A 14,109-nucleotide genomic window follows, 5' to 3' on the forward strand; every position below is an offset into this window, starting at 1 on the left:
GCCTGCGCCCCCTCAGCGTCGTGCGGAAACACCTCGTACCCCGCGTACTCCTGGTACGACGGTAGCCGTGCTGGTCCCCGCGCGGGCGCGGTGTTATGAGTCGACATCAGGGAAACGCAACCTCGGGCGGTGGGCGCGACGGGCGGGTGGGGTTGAGGGGAGGCCGGGCGTGCCCGGTCGGACGCATGGGGCGGGGCCCTAAACGGCCATTCCGTACACGATGGTGAACACCGTGCCCAGTGAGCCGATGATGAACACGCCTGTGAGACCGGCGATGATCAGGCCTTTGCCCTGCTCCGCGCTGAACGTGTCCCGCAGCGCCGTCGCACCGATGCGCTGCTTCGCCGCGCCCCAGATGGCGATGCCGAGGCAGATCAGGATGGCGAGCGCCATGACCACTTCGATCATGACCTTGGCCTCGTTGCCCAGGCTGCCGAAAGGACCCCAGTCGGGAGCGATCCCACCGATGATGGTGTTGATGTCTCCCTCGTCGGCCGCGAAGAACATGTAAGTCACCGCCCCTGTCGGGTCGTTCCAGGCCTCTGCTGGCGCAGAGGTCAGGGCCCATTGTCGCCGACGATGGCGCCGTCGCATGCCGACTCGGCGTCATTAGTTGGCGGGTTTTGTATGAATAATCGCTGTCACCGGCGCGCGCCGGTCCCCGGGAGGGGCGCGGGTCGATGGGTGAGGAGTCGTATCATCACTCTGTGTATCACGTTCGGGCCAAGAAATGGTCGAACTCACCCGCACGCACACCCCGGACGAACGTGTCCCACCTGGGCCGGTCCGTCGTGACGGCGGTGCCGGGGGTTGCGGCGGCACGGATACGGACCGTGTTGTCCTCGCCGAGGACCACCTCGATGCCGGCCGGCCGGCCGTCGGCCACCTCCCGTTCCTCCTTGAGGACCTGAACAAGGGTCAGGAAGTCGTCGAGCGTGGTGGTGAGTATCGCTCCGCTGGGGTCGGCGGACTCGGTTATGTGGATGGCCCGGGCGGTTGCGGCTACGTGGACGCAGGACTCGCCTTCGCCGCAGTACGAGGACTTCTGCCAGTGAGGTGTGCGCATGCCTGCCTCTCAGGTGGACTGGATGATCCGGTGGATGAGGGCCCGGCTCTCGATCTCGATCAGGCTGATGGCCAGCAGTCGGTCGAGGACCTTGCGGTACTTCTCCAGCTGGGCGTCGGCGTCCAGCAGGGCGATGCCGTGGGACTGGTCGAGCTGGACGGTGTCGAGTGCCGGTACGGGGCCGCGCACGTAGTAGATGGGCTGTCCGGCTCCGGGGAAGCCGCCCGCGTCGAAGGGGATGACGTGGATCGAGATGTTGGGGTACTCGCTCATCTTCAGCAAGTGCTTGAGCTGTCGTTTCGCCACATCCCGACCGCCGAACCTCATGTGGAGGGCAGCCTCGTGGATGACCGCCCGGTAGGGGATGGGCTGCTTGCGGAAGATGACGGCTTGGCGCTTGACGCGGAACGAGGTTCGGTGTTCCAGGTCCGGAGGTGAGAGGTCCGGCACGACCTGGTGGAACACCTCGCGGGCGTGGTCCCTCGTCTGCAGGAGGCCGGGAATGCCGGAGGTGTGGGCGGTGCGTAGCGAGGTGCCGTGATGCTCCAGTTCGGCCAGGTCCAGCAGTCCGGTCGGCAGGATGTCCCGGTACTCCTCCCACCAGCCCCGTCGGCGTTCGCCGGTCATCGCGGCGAGCCCTTCGACGAGGTCCTCGTCGGGGCAGTCGTATTGGCAGGCCAGGGTGCGGACGCGATCGGCGCTGACCGGCTGGCGGCCTGACTCCATGTTGCTGATCTGTGCCTGCTTGGTGCCGAGGAGTCGTGCGGCCTCCGTCGAGGTCAGGCCGGCACGCTCGCGCAGTTTGCGCAGCTCGACACCGAAGCGGCGCTGCCGGGCCGTGGGGTTGGTTCTCACGGGCATGCCCGTCGCTCCTCCGTACTACTCGTCACCCACACAGGTGGAAAGAGTAGTTATAGCTCCGATGGGGCAAAGAAAATAGTCCCTGACTGCCGGCTTCCTTCGTGGCGCCCCACCTCAGAAGTGCACTGGTCGACGGATCGGCACGCCACTGGGGAGCAACCGTACGCAATCTTCCAACTGCCCACGGTGACCGGAGACTTCCATGCCCACCGTAACGCCGCCCTGGTCCTACACCCTCCAGCTCCCGCACGACCCCCGCGCTCCGCGCATCGCCCGCGTCACGCTGCGGACCGTGCTGGGGGCGCGCGGGCTCGGGGAGCTCGTGCCCACCGCCGAACTGGTGGCCGCGGAACTGCTGGCCAACGCCCATCTGCACACCACCGGTCCCTGCGCGCTGCGGCTGCGGGCCGCCGAGGCAGGGCGGCTGCGGGTCGGGGTGTGGGACACGGACCCGCGGGTGCCGCCCGGCTTCGACGGCACCGCACCGCTCGCCGTGCCGCTCGCCGCCCCGCCGGACAAGTCCGAGAGCGGGCGGGGGCTGCCGCTGGTGCGGGCGTGTGCGTCCGCGTGGGGTGTGGGGGCCGTGAAGGGAGGGAAGGTCCTGTGGGCGGAGTGCGGCGGTTGACGCCGTACCCCGTGGTGCGTTCCGGCCCGTGCGGCGCGTCCGTTGCTCCCCTCACATGATCACTCCGGAGGGGGACGCCCGCCTCTACACTGACCACGGACGTGGGCAGTGGACGGCGTACTTCTGGACGGCGAGGGGCGGTTGACGGTGCGTAAGGCCTGGATCGCGGTGGGGGTCGCGGGAAGTTCGGCGATCGCCTTCGTCATGCTGCTCGCCGTCGGGGTCTACGTCGTCGCGGGGAGCCTCGCGGGCGGGGCCGGTGGCGGGGCCGCCAAGACGCTGGCCAAGGGCGCGGTGCCGGCCGAGTACCAGAAGCTCGTGGCGACCTGGGGCAATCTCTGCCCGGCCATCAACCCGGCGCTACTCGCCGCCCAGTTGTACCAGGAGAGCGGGTTCAACCCTAAGGCGCAGAGCCACGCGGCGGCGCAGGGCATCGCCCAGTTCATCCCCGGCACCTGGGCCACCCACGGTGTCGACGGGGACGGCGACGGCGACCGGGACGTGTGGGACCCGAACGACGCGATTCCGTCGGCGGCGACGTACGACTGCGCCCTCGCGGGCTATGTGAAGGACGTCCCGGGTAATTTGACTGAAAACATGCTGGCCTCCTACAACGCGGGGGCCTATGCGGTCATCAGGTACAGCGGTGTGCCGCCCTACGAGGAGACGCAGAACTACGTCAAGCGCATCCTCTCCCTGGAGAAGAGCTTCGCCGCGCCGGTCGGCCGGGTCGACCCGTCCGAGCAGGCGGCCGGAGCCATCCACTACGCGCAGGAGAAGCTCGGCACGCTCTACCTCTGGGGCGGTAACGGCACCGCTGACCAGGGAGGACGCTTCGACTGCTCGGGACTGACGAAGGCCGCGTACGAGAGCGTGGGGATCACACTCCCGCGGGTGGCGAACGACCAGTACAACGCGGGACCGCATCCCGCGCGGGAGGAATTGCTCCCCGGTGATCTGGTCTTCTTCTCGGACGACCTCACCAATTCGCGGGCCATCCGGCATGTGGGCATTTACGTCGGCGGCGGGTACATGATCAACGCGCCGCGTCCGGGTGCTGTGATCCGGTTCGACCCGATCGACACACCTGACTACTTCGGTGCCACTCGCGTCACCGAAGATGGCGCGAAAGCGCTCCCCGCGACGGTCTGAGCGGTCGGTGAACCCACCCCCTGAGCTGCGAAGACGTATCTCTCTTCGATAACGTCTGCGTGCTCATTCAGTGGATGTTGGAACGTACGGGCAAGGGTCGTGCGTTCCTGTTGTCGTAGCCCGAACAGTCAGCGGACCTACACACCACGGGGGTGGCGGAGCGGCGTATCGCCCTGTGCGCCGAGACAAACCGACGAAGGAGCCGCAGCACCATGGCTGGACTCGCCGACTCCGGGTCGAATCCCGACGTCGACCTGCTGTACGACATCAACGGCCTGGCGAAGGCCGCGCCTCCCTGGGTCGACGAAATCATGGGATTCATGGGTGAGTTCGGCCTGCTGTTCGCCCTGATCGGGATGGTGGTGTGGTGCTGGTGGGGCGTCAGACGGCGGGGCGGCGAGGACGCGGCCCCGACCGTGGCGGCCCTGGTGTGGGCTCCGCTCGCGGCGGGCGTCGCGGTCCTGGTGAACGTGCCGATACGCGGCTTCGTGGAGCGGCGCAGACCGTTCCACGACCATGAGGGGCTCGAGGTCCTGGTCGACGGCAAGACCGACTTCTCGTTCGTCAGCGACCACGCGACGCTCACCATGGCGCTGGCGGTGGGGCTGTTCCTGGCCAACCGGCGGCTCGGGCTCGTCGCCCTGGTGATCGGGGTGTTGGGCGGGTTCATCCGGGTCTACATGGGTGTGCACTACCCGACCGACGTCGTGGGTGGGCTCGCGCTCGGCACGGCCGTCGCCCTGCTGCTGTCGCCGCCCGCGATGGCGCTGCTGACACCGCTCATGAGGGCGGTCGAGCAGTCGCGGCGGGGGGCGTGGCTGATCAAAGGACGGCAGGCCCGGGCGCGGGTGATCCCCGGTGAGGCGCGGTCCTCGCAGACGGGCAGGCGGGACCTGGCGGCGTAGGCCGCGCGGTCCGCACGCGGCCGCGGACCGCAGGCGGCAGACCGATGGGGTGGCCCCCGGGTGGATTCCCGGGAAGGTCACCCCATCGCGTGTTTCTGGCCCTCGGCGCGGGCCAGGCTTCTGGCCCTTCGCGCGGGGCCGCGCCAGCCGCAACTGCAGCGGGCGAAGCAGAAAGGTCCCAGTTCGGCGGTGGTGATCCGGTGCTCCTGGGAGTGCTCCGTGTCGTCCTGCTCTTCCACGTCACCACGGTACCGCCCGCGCGTGGCCGTGTGACCGGGTCCGTGACGGCGTTCCCTACCGGTCGTTAACCCTGGAAAAGGGATGGCCCGTGTCGGATGGAGCGGGGGTAGGCGGACCATGGCTGGACGGCAACCGCGGCGTACGCGGATCGGTGGTGCGGTCGTTGTGCTCGGCGTGGCGGGCGGGCTGGCCCTCGGCGGTGTCTCGGGGTGCGGCCGCAGCGGGGCGGCGACCGGCGGCGGGGACGGCGGCACGGCCGCCGGTGAGGCGGCGGTGGTGGTGCGGGAGGCCGCGGACGCGCTGGTGGACGCGGGCAGCTCCAAAGCGCGTACGTCGATGGAGATGGCCACCGGCGGCACCCGCGTGACCATCCGCGGTGAGGGCGTCTACGACTACCGGAAGCGGATCGGCCGGCTGGAGGTGCTGCTGCCGCAGGACCCGTCCGGGGCGCCGGTGCGCCGGCCCATCACCGAACTGCTCGCGCCGGGCGCGCTGTTCATGAAGAACCGGGGGGCCGGAGTGCCCGCGGACAAGTGGGTGCGGGTGGACACCGGGACCCTGTCCGACGGGAACCTCGTCACCGGCGGCGCCACCGACCCGTTCACCGCCGCCGAGTTGCTGCGCGGGGCGCGGACGGCGACGTACGTGGGGAAGACGGAGCTCGCGGGCGCCGCGGTGCGGCACTACCGGGGCACCGCGGATCTGCACGAGGCCGCGCAGGCCGCCTCGGCGGCGAACAAGGGGCCGCTCGGCGCGGCGGCGGCCGGGTTCGCCACCGCCGAGGTCCCCTTCGACGTCTACCTCGACGACCAGGGACGCATCCGCAAGGTCCGCCACCGCTTCAGCTTCGTGAACGACGAGGAGTCCGCCCCGGTCGCGGTCGCCTCCACCACCCTCCTCTACGCCTTCGGCACCCCCGCCGACGTACGCCTCCCGGAGGCCGACGACATCTATGCGGGGCGGATCGCCCAGCAGCCGGGCCATGAGCCGGCCGAGGAAGGAGGGGGCCCGGGCCGGGACTGACCGGCGTGAACTAGCCCTTACGTGCCATGCGCGGGGAGTCGGGTGCTGCCTACCCTAGGAAGCCTATGACCGTATGACCGTATGGATGAGGTGACGTGCGTGGCTCCGCTCGGGGGTGGTTTGGTTCAGGACCATGTGGCCCTCGCCGAGATCGAGCTGTGCGGGGAGCTGATCATCGCCGCCTCCGCCGCCCAGGGGCCACTCAGCCTGGAGAGCATCGACCAGGTGCTGCGTGTGGCCGAGGTGCGTGCGGAGACGGCGGTCGGGGCGCGTCCGTAGGGGTCAGGTGCGGAGCATGCGGGCGATGGCCTGGGTGGCTTCCTTGACCTTGGCGTCGATCTCGTCGCCGCCCTTGAGGGCCGCGTCCGCGACGCAGTGGCGCAGGTGCTCCTCCAGCAGTTGCAGGGCGAAGGACTGCAGCGCCTTGGTGGAGGCGGACACCTGGGTGAGTATGTCGATGCAGTAGACGTCCTCGTCGACCATCCGCTGCAGGCCCCGGATCTGGCCCTCGATACGGCGCAGGCGCTTGAGGTGTTCCTGCTTCTCGTGGTGGTAGCCGTGGATGCCCCGGTCATGGTCGGTCACGATCCCCGCCGTCCCCGCCGTCCCCGCCGTCCCTGCTGTTCCGGTGGGCGCAGGGGCGGTTGAATCGATCACATTCGTCGCGGTGGGGGTGTCTTTCGTTCCCGTTGCGGCCTTTGCCTCCGTCACGTCCGTCACGTCCGTCACATCCGTCCCGTCCGTTGCGTCCGGGGAGGAGGGCGCGTCCGCGCCGGCCTCGGTGGTCGTCATCGCGTCCTCCTGGTGCAATGGCGGGCGACATATACCCCTGGTGGGTATATCGTACCGAACTTTGCTGGGTATAGGCACTGTGGCCGGTACCGCGGGCGCCGGCCGTGGCGCAGCCGTCGGGCCGCCCCCGTGCCCGTCCTCCTGCCTGATGGGTGACACTGGTGGGCGGCCCGTAGCCGTGGCTGGATGGTGCACCTAGCATCAGCCACACCGAACCGATGCACCCCGAGGACCCCACGTGCGCTTTCGTCTGACCCCCAGGGAGACGAGCTTCTACGACATGTTCGCCGCATCCGCGGACAACATCGTCACGGGCTCGAAACTCCTCATGGAACTGCTCGGGGCGGACACCCCTGCCCGGGGTGAGATCGCCGAGCGTATGCGGGCCGCGGAACACGCGGGTGACGACGCCACCCATGCGATCTTCCACCAGCTGAACTCCTCGTTCATCACGCCCTTCGACCGCGAGGACATCTACACCCTCGCCTCGTCCCTCGACGACATCATGGACTTCATGGAGGAGGCCGTCGACCTGGTCGTCCTCTACAACATCGAGGAACTGCCCAAGGGCGTCGACCAGCAGATCGAGGTGCTCGCGCGGGCCGCCGAGCTCACGGCCGAGGCCATGCCGAACCTGCGCACCATGGACCACCTCACCGAGTACTGGATCGAGGTCAACCGCCTGGAGAACCAGGCCGACCAGATCCACCGCAAACTGCTGGCCCACCTCTTCAGCGGCAAGTACGACGCCATCGAGGTGCTCAAGCTGAAGCAGATCGTGGACGTCCTCGAGGAGGCGGCCGACGCCTTCGAGCATGTGGCGAACACGGTGGAGACCATCGCCGTCAAGGAGTCCTGAAACCGTCCATGGACACCTTCGCTCTGGTCGTGACCATCGGCGTCGCGCTCTTCTTCACGTACACGAACGGCTTCCACGACTCGGCGAACGCCATCGCCACCTCGGTGTCGACCCGTGCGCTCACCCCGCGCGCGGCGCTCGCCATGGCCGCCGTCATGAACCTGGTCGGCGCCTTCCTGGGCTCCGAGGTCGCCAAGACCGTCAGCGAGGGGCTGATCCAGACCCCCGAGGGTTCGAAGGGCATGGGGATCCTGTTCGCGGCGCTGGTCGGCGCGATCACCTGGAACCTCATCACCTGGTACTTCGGCCTGCCGTCCTCCTCCTCGCACGCCCTGTTCGGCGGCATGGTCGGAGCGGCACTGGCCGGCGGGACGACGGTGTACTGGGGCGGGGTGCTCGAGAAGATCGTCATCCCGATGTTCGTCTCGCCGATCGTGGGCCTGCTCGCGGGCTACCTGGTCATGACCGCGATCATGTGGATCTTCCGGAACTCCAACCCGCACAAGGCCAAGCGGGGCTTCCGTATCGCGCAGACCGTGTCGGCGGCCGGCATGGCGCTCGGCCACGGTCTGCAGGACGCGCAGAAGACCATGGGCATCGTGGTGATGGCCCTGGTCATCGCCGACATCGAGGAGTACAGCGACCCGATCCCGGTCTGGGTGAAGATCGCCTGCGCGCTGATGCTGTCGGCGGGCACCTACGCCGGCGGCTGGCGGATCATGCGGACGCTCGGGCGGAAGATCATCGAGCTGGACCCGCCGCAGGGCTTCGCGGCCGAGGCCACCGGCGCGACGATCATGTTCGGGTCGGCGTACCTGTTCCACGCGCCGATCTCGACGACGCACGTGATCACCTCGGCGATCATGGGCGTCGGCGCGACGAAGCGGGTGAACGCGGTGCGCTGGGGCGTCGCCAAGAACATCATCCTGGGCTGGTTCATCACGATGCCCGCGGCGGCCCTGGTGGCGGCGGTCTCGTACGGGCTCGTGTACCTGGCGTTCCTCTAGCCGGTCCCGGTGCCGGTGTCGGCGGTTGACACGTGACACCGACGTGTACCGCCCGAAACCGGGCGTACGGCGTGTGCCGCGCGGTGCGTGGCGCCCGGGGCCTGGCGTGTGGTACCCGGCGCCCGGCGCCCGGAATTTGGTGCATGGCACGTGGCCGTCCGACGCCCTGCGTCCGACGGCCCTGTGTCCGGTGTCCGGTGTCCGGCGTCCGAGGGCCCTGCGTCCGACGCCCTGCGTCCGACGCCCTGCGTCCGAGGGCCCTGCATTCGACGGTCCTGGGCCCGACGGCCGGCATTCGACGCCCTGGGCCCGACAGCCCTGTGTCCGGCGTCCGGCAGTTGGTGGCGCACGCGTCCGGTGTCCGCCGCCCGGTGTCCAGAACCTCTGCCGTGTGCCGTGTGCCGCGCGTGCCGCGTGCCGCGTGGCGTCCGGCGCCCCGCACCTGGTGGCATCCTGCAGCGCCCGGCACCGTAGGGCAGACGAAGAGGCCCGCCCCCGGTAGTGGGGGCGGGCCTCTTCTGTGTCCTCGCGGTGGCACCGCCATGCAGCACCGCGAGGGGTTCGGGTCAGCCGAAGCGGCCGGAGATGTAGTCCTCGGTGGCCTGGACCGACGGGTTGGAGAAGATGCGCTCCGTGTCGTCGATCTCGATCAGCCTGCCCGGCTGGCCGACGGCCGCCAGGTTGAAGAACGCCGTGCGGTCCGAGACGCGCGCGGCCTGCTGCATGTTGTGCGTCACGATGACGATCGTGAACTGCTCCTTGAGCTCACCGATCAGGTCCTCGATGGCGAGGGTGGAGATCGGGTCCAGGGCGGAGCAGGGCTCGTCCATCAGGAGCACCTTCGGCTCGACCGCGATCGCGCGGGCGATGCACAGACGCTGCTGCTGACCGCCGGAGAGGCCCGAGCCGGGCTTGTTCAGGCGGTCCTTGACCTCGTTCCAGAGGTTGGCGCCCCGGAGGGACTTCTCGACGACGCCGTCCAGCTCGGACTTCTTGTACTTGCCGTTCAGGCGCAGCCCGGCCGCCACGTTGTCGTAGACCGACATGGTGGGGAACGGGTTGGGACGCTGGAAGACCATGCCGACCTCGCGCCGCACGGCGACCGGGTCGATGCCGGGACCGTAGAGGTTCTCGTCGTCGAGCATGACCTTGCCCTCGACCCTGCCACCCGGCGTGACCTCGTGCATGCGGTTGAGCGTGCGCAGGAAGGTCGACTTGCCGCAGCCGGACGGGCCGATGAAGGCCGTCACGGAGCGGGGCTCGACGGTCATCGAGATGTCCTCGATGGCGAGGAAGGAACTGTAGTAGGCGTTGAGGCCGCTGATGTCGATGCGCTTGGCCATGTGGATCACTGCTTCTTTCGGGTCCGAGTCGCCGAGGGCCGCGTCAGCGACCGGTCTGCGGGGCCTTCCAGCGGGCGATGCCGCGGGCCACCAGGTTGAGGATCATGATGAACGCGATGAGCGTCAGGGCTGCCGCCCAGGCACGGTCGTAGGCCGCGCCGGAGCCGCCGCTGTTGGCGTACTGCAGGTAGATGTACATCGGCAGTGACGCCTGCGGGTCGGAGAAGGGGTTGGCGTTGATCACGCTCGTACCCCAGACCAGCAGCAGCACGGGGGCGGTCTCACCGGTGATGCGGGCGACGGCCAGCATGACACCGGTGGTGATGCCACCGATGGACGTGGGCAGGACGACCTTCAGGATGGTGCGCCACTTCGGGATGCCGAGCGCGAGGGACGCCTCGCGCAGCTCGTTCGGGACGAGCTTGAGCATCTCCTCCGTGGAGCGGACGACCACCGGGATCATCAGGATGCACAGGGCGAGCGACCCGGCGAAGCCGGAGTAGCCCATGCCCAGGATCACGATCCACAGGCTGAGGATGAACAGACCGGCGACGATGGACGGGATACCCGTCATGACGTCGACGAAGAAGGTGACGGCCTTGGCGAGCTTGCCCCGGCCGTACTCGACCAGGTAGATCGCGGTCAGCACACCGACCGGGACCGAGATCAGCGCGGCGATGCCGACCTGCTCCAGGGTGCCGAGTATGGCGTGGTAGATGCCGCCGCCCGGCTCGCTGTCGGCGACGACGCCCATGGAGTGGGTGAGGAAGTAGCCGTCGAGGACCTTCACACCGCGCTTGAGGGTCTCCCAGATGAGGGAGGCCAGCGGGATGACGGCGATCAGGAAGGCGACCCAGACCAGGCTGGTCGCGGTGCGGTCCTTGGCCTGGCGCCGGCCCTCGACCGTGGCCGAGACGGCGTAGGAGCCGAGGACGAAGAGGACCGCGGCGATCAGCGCCCACTGGATGCTGCTGTCCAGGCCGGCCACGGTGCTGATGCCGAGGCCCAGGGCGACGGAGCCCGCGGCGACGGCCCAGGCGAACCACTGGGGGAGCCGGGCGCCGTGCAGGGAGTGCGCGGACTTGGGGGTGATCGTTGAGTGGCTCATGCGTTGGCCCCCGAGTACTCCTTGCGACGGGCGATGATCAGGCGGGCGCCGCCGTTGACCAGCAGGGTGATCACGAAGAGCACCAGACCGGACGCGATCAGCGCGTCCCGGCCCATCACGGTGGCCTCGTTGAACTTGCTGGCGATGTTCTGCGCGAACGTGCCGCCGCCCGGGTCGAGCAGGCTGGCGTTGATGTCGAAGGACGGCGAGAGCACCATGGCCACGGCCATCGTCTCGCCGAGCGCGCGGCCGAGGCCCAGCATCGAGGCGGAGATCACGCCGGAGCGGCCGAAGGGGATCACCGACATGCGGATGACCTCCCAGCGGGTGGCGCCCAGGGCGAGCGCCGCCTCCTGGTGCATCAGCGGCGCCTGCCGGAAGACCTCACGGCTGACGCTGGTGATGATCGGAAGGATCATCAGGGAGAGCAGGACGCCGACGGTGAACAGCGAGCGCGCGGCGCCGCCGTTCCACTCGAAGATCCCGGTCCAGCCGAAGTAGTCGTCCAGCCAGCCGTAGAGGCCGTCCATGTGCGGCACCAGGACGAGGGCGCCCCACAGGCCGTAGACGATGGAGGGCACGGCGGCGAGCAGGTCGATCACGTACGCGATGGTGCCGCCGAACCTGCGCGGGGCGTAGTGCGTGATGAACAGCGCGATGCCCACCGAGACCGGGACCGCGATGACCATGGCGATGATCGACGACACGACGGTGCCGTAGGCCAGGACCGCGATGCCGAACTCCGGCGGGCTGCCGCTGGGGTTCCAGTCGAACGAGGTGAAGAAGTTGGCCTCGTTCTCACTCAGCGCGAGAACGGTGCGGTAGGTGAGGAAGGCCGCGATCGCGGCCATGATCACCAGAACGAGGATGCCGGACCCCCGGGAGAGCCCGAGGAAGACCCGGTCGCCGGGACGGGTGGCGCCGCGTGCGGCACGCTTCTGTTCCGTCGTGGCCGGCGGAGGAACGGGGGGTGGAGCGGTCTGCTGTGTCGATATGTCCATCAGGGTCTCCGGTCTGCGGGGCCTCCCGCTGTTCGGGGGCTCCTGGCGGCGGTGCACCGGACGGTGCGGTCCGGCCCCGGGTGCCGGGGCCGGACCGCACTCGGGGTCAGCTCAGGCTCGTGATGGTCTCGCGAACCTTGGTGATGATGTCCTCGGGCATCGGGGCGTAGCCGGCGTCCGCCAGCAGGCCCTGACCGTCCTCGGAGGCCATGTAGTTCAGGAAGGACTTCGTGGCGGGCAGGGTCTCCGCCTTGTTGCCCTTGTCGCAGGCGATCTCGTACGTCACCAGGACGAGCGGGTAGGCGCCCTCGGCGTCCGGGGTGTAGTCCAGCTCCAGCGCGAGGTCCTTGCCGGTGCCGACGACCTTGGCGGCGCCGATGGCGGCCGTGGCGTTCTCGATCGTGGCCTTGACCGGCTCGGCGGCCTCGGTCTTCATGTCGACGGTCGTGATGCCGTCCTTGGCGTAGGAGAGCTCGAAGTACGAGATCGCACCCGAGGTCTGCTTCACCTGCTGCGCCACACCGGAGGAGCCCTGGGCGGACTGGCCGCCCTTGGCCTCCCACGACTTGCCGGGCTCGTAGGGCCAGGCGTCGGGCGCGGCGGCCTTCAGGTACTTGGTGAAGTTGTCCGTGGTGCCGGACTCGTCCGAGCGGTGGAAGGCCTGGATCTTCAGGTCGGGAAGCTTCGCGTCGGGGTTCAGCTTCGCGATCTTCTTGTCGTTCCAGTTGGTGATCTTGCTGTCGAAGATCTCCGAGAGGGTCGCGGCGTCCAGGACGAGCGTGTCGACACCCGGGACGTTGAAGCCGACGGCGATCGGACCGCCGACCATCGGCAGGTCGATGGCCTGACCGTCGGTGCAGACCTTCTTGGAGTCCTCGATCTCCTCCGGCTTGAGGGCCGAGTCGGAACCGGCGAACGCGGTCTGACCCTGGAGGAACGCGGTGATACCGGCGCCGGAACCGTCGGGGCGGTAGTTGATCTGCGCGTCCTTGCAGGCGGCCGCGTAGTTCTTGACCCAGGCGTCGATCGCGTTCTTCTGCGCGGACGAGCCGGAGGCCTGGAGCTGGCCGGAGGCGTCGGAGCAGTCGATGTTGCCGGCCTGCGCCGTGGCCGAGCTGTCGCCGGCGCCGCTGCCGCTGCCGCCGCCGCTGGTGTCGTCCGAGCCGCACGCCGTGAGGGCCAGGGCGCCGGAGACGGCGAGAGCACCGAGAGCGAGGGCCCGCCGGTTCTTGCGCTGAAGCTTCACTTGAGTTCCTTCCAGGAGCCGCCGTCCTGAATTCCGGCGGCGTGCGGAGTCTTAAGTCGGAGTCCGGGGGGTGCGAGTGCCCGTTCGGTAGGCGGTTCGCATCCCGTAAGGCCGAAATTAGGCAGAAGAGGTGAAGCACCCCATCGTCGTAAATGAACGGGAGGTGAACCCCTGTGGACGGTGCGGTGAGGTCACGGAACGCTTACGTCAAGGACACGGGCGGATACCGGGCGGGAACGGGGCAGTGGGCACGTTCCTACGGGGCGCGGACGGGTCCGCCGCCGTCATCGTGGCAGCCGTGGCCACCGCCGTGGCTGTCGCCGCCGTCGTGCGGAAGGTGGCGAGCAGGGCGTCCACCAGGTCCGCGTCCCTCGGCTCGGTGAGCCGGCGGCGGGCCATGTGCGGGGGGAGCCACAGGATCCGGTCCACCTCGTCGTTGGGCGTGAACGTGCCGGAGACCGCCTCGGCGGCCCAGTAGCGGACGCGCTTGGGGCGGCCGTTCGCCAGATAGTGCGCCGACGGGAGTTCGGCCGCCGCCACGGCCGAGTGGCCCGTCTCCTCGGCGACCTCGCGCAGCGCACCGGCGAGCGCGTCCTCGCCGCGCTTCAGCTTCCCCTTGGGCCAGGACCAGTCGTCGTACTTGGGGCGGTGGACGAGACACAGTTCGAGCGTGCGCGTGACCGGGGAAGGGCGCCACAGGACACATCCGGCCGCCTGGACGGTCAGGCGGCCGGGCCGGCCGGGTGTGCGCGGGCCGCCGGACGTGCGGTCGCGGGTGCGGCCGGAGTCGTGGTCGAGCGGGGTCGAGCCCACCGGGGCCTCCTGGGTCCTGTCGTCGCATACCTGTCGTCCGCCCGCGGGGTGCGCCTTGCGGGGCCATG

The 14,109-nt window shown here is 69.3% G+C and carries 16 protein-coding genes and 1 pseudogene; 7 read left to right on the top strand and 10 right to left on the bottom strand.

The window, feature by feature from the left end:
* Window positions 1-198 precede the first annotated feature (198 nt).
* The 3 genes from ORI94_RS29080 to ORI94_RS29090 form a co-directional block, all read right to left on the bottom strand.
* Complete coding sequence (locus ORI94_RS29080) at window positions 199-507, bottom strand: hypothetical protein (protein WP_042174769.1); 309 nt, start codon at window positions 505-507, stop codon at window positions 199-201.
* A gap of 205 nt (window positions 508-712) precedes the next feature.
* Window positions 713-1,066: a DUF397 domain-containing protein gene (locus tag ORI94_RS29085; protein ID WP_266081202.1), complete on the bottom strand. Its 354-nt coding sequence runs from the start codon at window positions 1,064-1,066 to the stop codon at window positions 713-715.
* A gap of 9 nt (window positions 1,067-1,075) precedes the next feature.
* A complete protein-coding gene (locus tag ORI94_RS29090; protein ID WP_266081204.1) occupies window positions 1,076-1,927 on the bottom strand; it encodes a helix-turn-helix domain-containing protein in 852 nt (283 codons plus the stop codon).
* A gap of 202 nt (window positions 1,928-2,129) precedes the next feature.
* Between ORI94_RS29090 and ORI94_RS29095 the strand changes: the two genes are divergently transcribed.
* From ORI94_RS29095 to ORI94_RS29105, 3 genes are all read left to right on the top strand, one after another.
* On the top strand, window positions 2,130-2,552 hold the full coding sequence (locus tag ORI94_RS29095; protein ID WP_266081206.1) for an ATP-binding protein: 423 nt from the start codon (window positions 2,130-2,132) through the stop codon (window positions 2,550-2,552).
* 141 nt (window positions 2,553-2,693) lie between these two features.
* Window positions 2,694-3,704 carry an NlpC/P60 family protein gene (locus ORI94_RS29100; protein ID WP_266081358.1) on the top strand — a complete coding sequence of 337 codons (1,011 nt, stop codon included), beginning with the start codon at window positions 2,694-2,696 and terminating at the stop codon, window positions 3,702-3,704.
* A gap of 212 nt (window positions 3,705-3,916) precedes the next feature.
* Complete coding sequence (locus tag ORI94_RS29105) at window positions 3,917-4,609, top strand: phosphatase PAP2 family protein (protein WP_266081208.1); 693 nt, start codon at window positions 3,917-3,919, stop codon at window positions 4,607-4,609.
* A gap of 77 nt (window positions 4,610-4,686) precedes the next feature.
* Here ORI94_RS29105 and ORI94_RS29110 read toward each other — a convergent pair whose 3' ends face one another.
* A complete protein-coding gene (locus ORI94_RS29110; protein WP_266081210.1) occupies window positions 4,687-4,848 on the bottom strand; it encodes a hypothetical protein in 162 nt (53 codons plus the stop codon).
* 118 nt (window positions 4,849-4,966) lie between these two features.
* Between ORI94_RS29110 and ORI94_RS29115 the strand changes: the two genes are divergently transcribed.
* Window positions 4,967-5,872: a hypothetical protein gene (locus tag ORI94_RS29115; RefSeq protein WP_266081212.1), complete on the top strand. Its 906-nt coding sequence runs from the start codon at window positions 4,967-4,969 to the stop codon at window positions 5,870-5,872.
* Window positions 5,873-5,962: 90 nt separating this feature from the next.
* On the top strand, window positions 5,963-6,151 hold the full coding sequence (locus ORI94_RS29120) for a hypothetical protein (protein ID WP_176726119.1): 189 nt from the start codon (window positions 5,963-5,965) through the stop codon (window positions 6,149-6,151).
* A 3-nt stretch (window positions 6,152-6,154) separates the two neighbouring features.
* Here ORI94_RS29120 and ORI94_RS35635 read toward each other — a convergent pair whose 3' ends face one another.
* Window positions 6,155-6,664 (bottom strand): metal-sensitive transcriptional regulator, encoded by a 510-nt coding sequence (locus tag ORI94_RS35635; protein ID WP_416237920.1) that lies wholly within the window; start codon window positions 6,662-6,664, stop codon window positions 6,155-6,157.
* A gap of 238 nt (window positions 6,665-6,902) precedes the next feature.
* On the opposite strand from ORI94_RS35635, the gene ORI94_RS29130 reads away from it, so the two are divergent.
* Window positions 6,903-7,523, top strand: a complete 621-nt coding sequence (locus ORI94_RS29130; protein WP_266081218.1) for a DUF47 domain-containing protein — start codon at window positions 6,903-6,905, stop codon at window positions 7,521-7,523.
* Window positions 7,524-7,531: 8 nt separating this feature from the next.
* Window positions 7,532-8,530 (top strand): inorganic phosphate transporter, encoded by a 999-nt coding sequence (locus ORI94_RS29135; protein WP_266081220.1) that lies wholly within the window; start codon window positions 7,532-7,534, stop codon window positions 8,528-8,530.
* A 566-nt stretch (window positions 8,531-9,096) separates the two neighbouring features.
* Here the strand turns inward: ORI94_RS29135 and pstB are convergent.
* From pstB to ORI94_RS29160, 5 genes and pseudogenes are all read right to left on the bottom strand, one after another.
* A complete protein-coding gene (pstB, locus tag ORI94_RS29140; RefSeq protein WP_042174892.1) occupies window positions 9,097-9,873 on the bottom strand; it encodes a phosphate ABC transporter ATP-binding protein PstB in 777 nt (258 codons plus the stop codon).
* Window positions 9,874-9,916: 43 nt separating this feature from the next.
* On the bottom strand, window positions 9,917-10,981 hold the full coding sequence (gene pstA / locus ORI94_RS29145; RefSeq protein WP_266081223.1) for a phosphate ABC transporter permease PstA: 1,065 nt from the start codon (window positions 10,979-10,981) through the stop codon (window positions 9,917-9,919).
* Complete coding sequence (gene pstC / locus ORI94_RS29150; protein WP_266081225.1) at window positions 10,978-11,982, bottom strand: phosphate ABC transporter permease subunit PstC; 1,005 nt, start codon at window positions 11,980-11,982, stop codon at window positions 10,978-10,980. The genes pstA and pstC overlap by 4 nt, the downstream gene beginning before the upstream one ends.
* A 106-nt stretch (window positions 11,983-12,088) precedes the next feature.
* The gene (gene pstS, locus ORI94_RS29155) at window positions 12,089-13,228 is read right to left on the bottom strand and encodes a phosphate ABC transporter substrate-binding protein PstS (RefSeq protein ID WP_266081227.1); all 1,140 of its coding nucleotides are present in this window, start codon (window positions 13,226-13,228) and stop codon (window positions 12,089-12,091) included.
* A gap of 330 nt (window positions 13,229-13,558) precedes the next feature.
* Window positions 13,559-13,954, bottom strand: a pseudogene (locus ORI94_RS29160) (NUDIX hydrolase); the annotation flags it as partial.
* Window positions 13,955-14,109: the final 155 nt, after the last annotated feature.

The organism is Streptomyces sp. NEAU-W12, assembly GCF_026242095.1.
In the GTDB taxonomy this organism is placed as follows: Bacteria; Actinomycetota; Actinomycetes; order Streptomycetales; family Streptomycetaceae; genus Streptomyces.

Coding starts and splice junctions, on each gene's coding strand:
- ORI94_RS29080 (WP_042174769.1), bottom strand. CDS start 507: ATGTTCTTCGCGGCCGACGAGGGAGACATCAACACCATCATCGGTGGG.
- ORI94_RS29085 (WP_266081202.1), bottom strand. CDS start 1,066: ATGCGCACACCTCACTGGCAGAAGTCCTCGTACTGCGGCGAAGGCGAG.
- ORI94_RS29090 (WP_266081204.1), bottom strand. CDS start 1,927: ATGCCCGTGAGAACCAACCCCACGGCCCGGCAGCGCCGCTTCGGTGTC.
- ORI94_RS29095 (WP_266081206.1), top strand. CDS start 2,130: ATGCCCACCGTAACGCCGCCCTGGTCCTACACCCTCCAGCTCCCGCAC.
- ORI94_RS29105 (WP_266081208.1), top strand. CDS start 3,917: ATGGCTGGACTCGCCGACTCCGGGTCGAATCCCGACGTCGACCTGCTG.
- ORI94_RS29115 (WP_266081212.1), top strand. CDS start 4,967: ATGGCTGGACGGCAACCGCGGCGTACGCGGATCGGTGGTGCGGTCGTT.
- ORI94_RS35635 (WP_416237920.1), bottom strand. CDS start 6,664: ATGACGACCACCGAGGCCGGCGCGGACGCGCCCTCCTCCCCGGACGCA.
- ORI94_RS29135 (WP_266081220.1), top strand. CDS start 7,532: ATGGACACCTTCGCTCTGGTCGTGACCATCGGCGTCGCGCTCTTCTTC.
- pstB (WP_042174892.1), bottom strand. CDS start 9,873: ATGGCCAAGCGCATCGACATCAGCGGCCTCAACGCCTACTACAGTTCC.
- pstA (WP_266081223.1), bottom strand. CDS start 10,981: ATGAGCCACTCAACGATCACCCCCAAGTCCGCGCACTCCCTGCACGGC.
- pstC (WP_266081225.1), bottom strand. CDS start 11,982: ATGGACATATCGACACAGCAGACCGCTCCACCCCCCGTTCCTCCGCCG.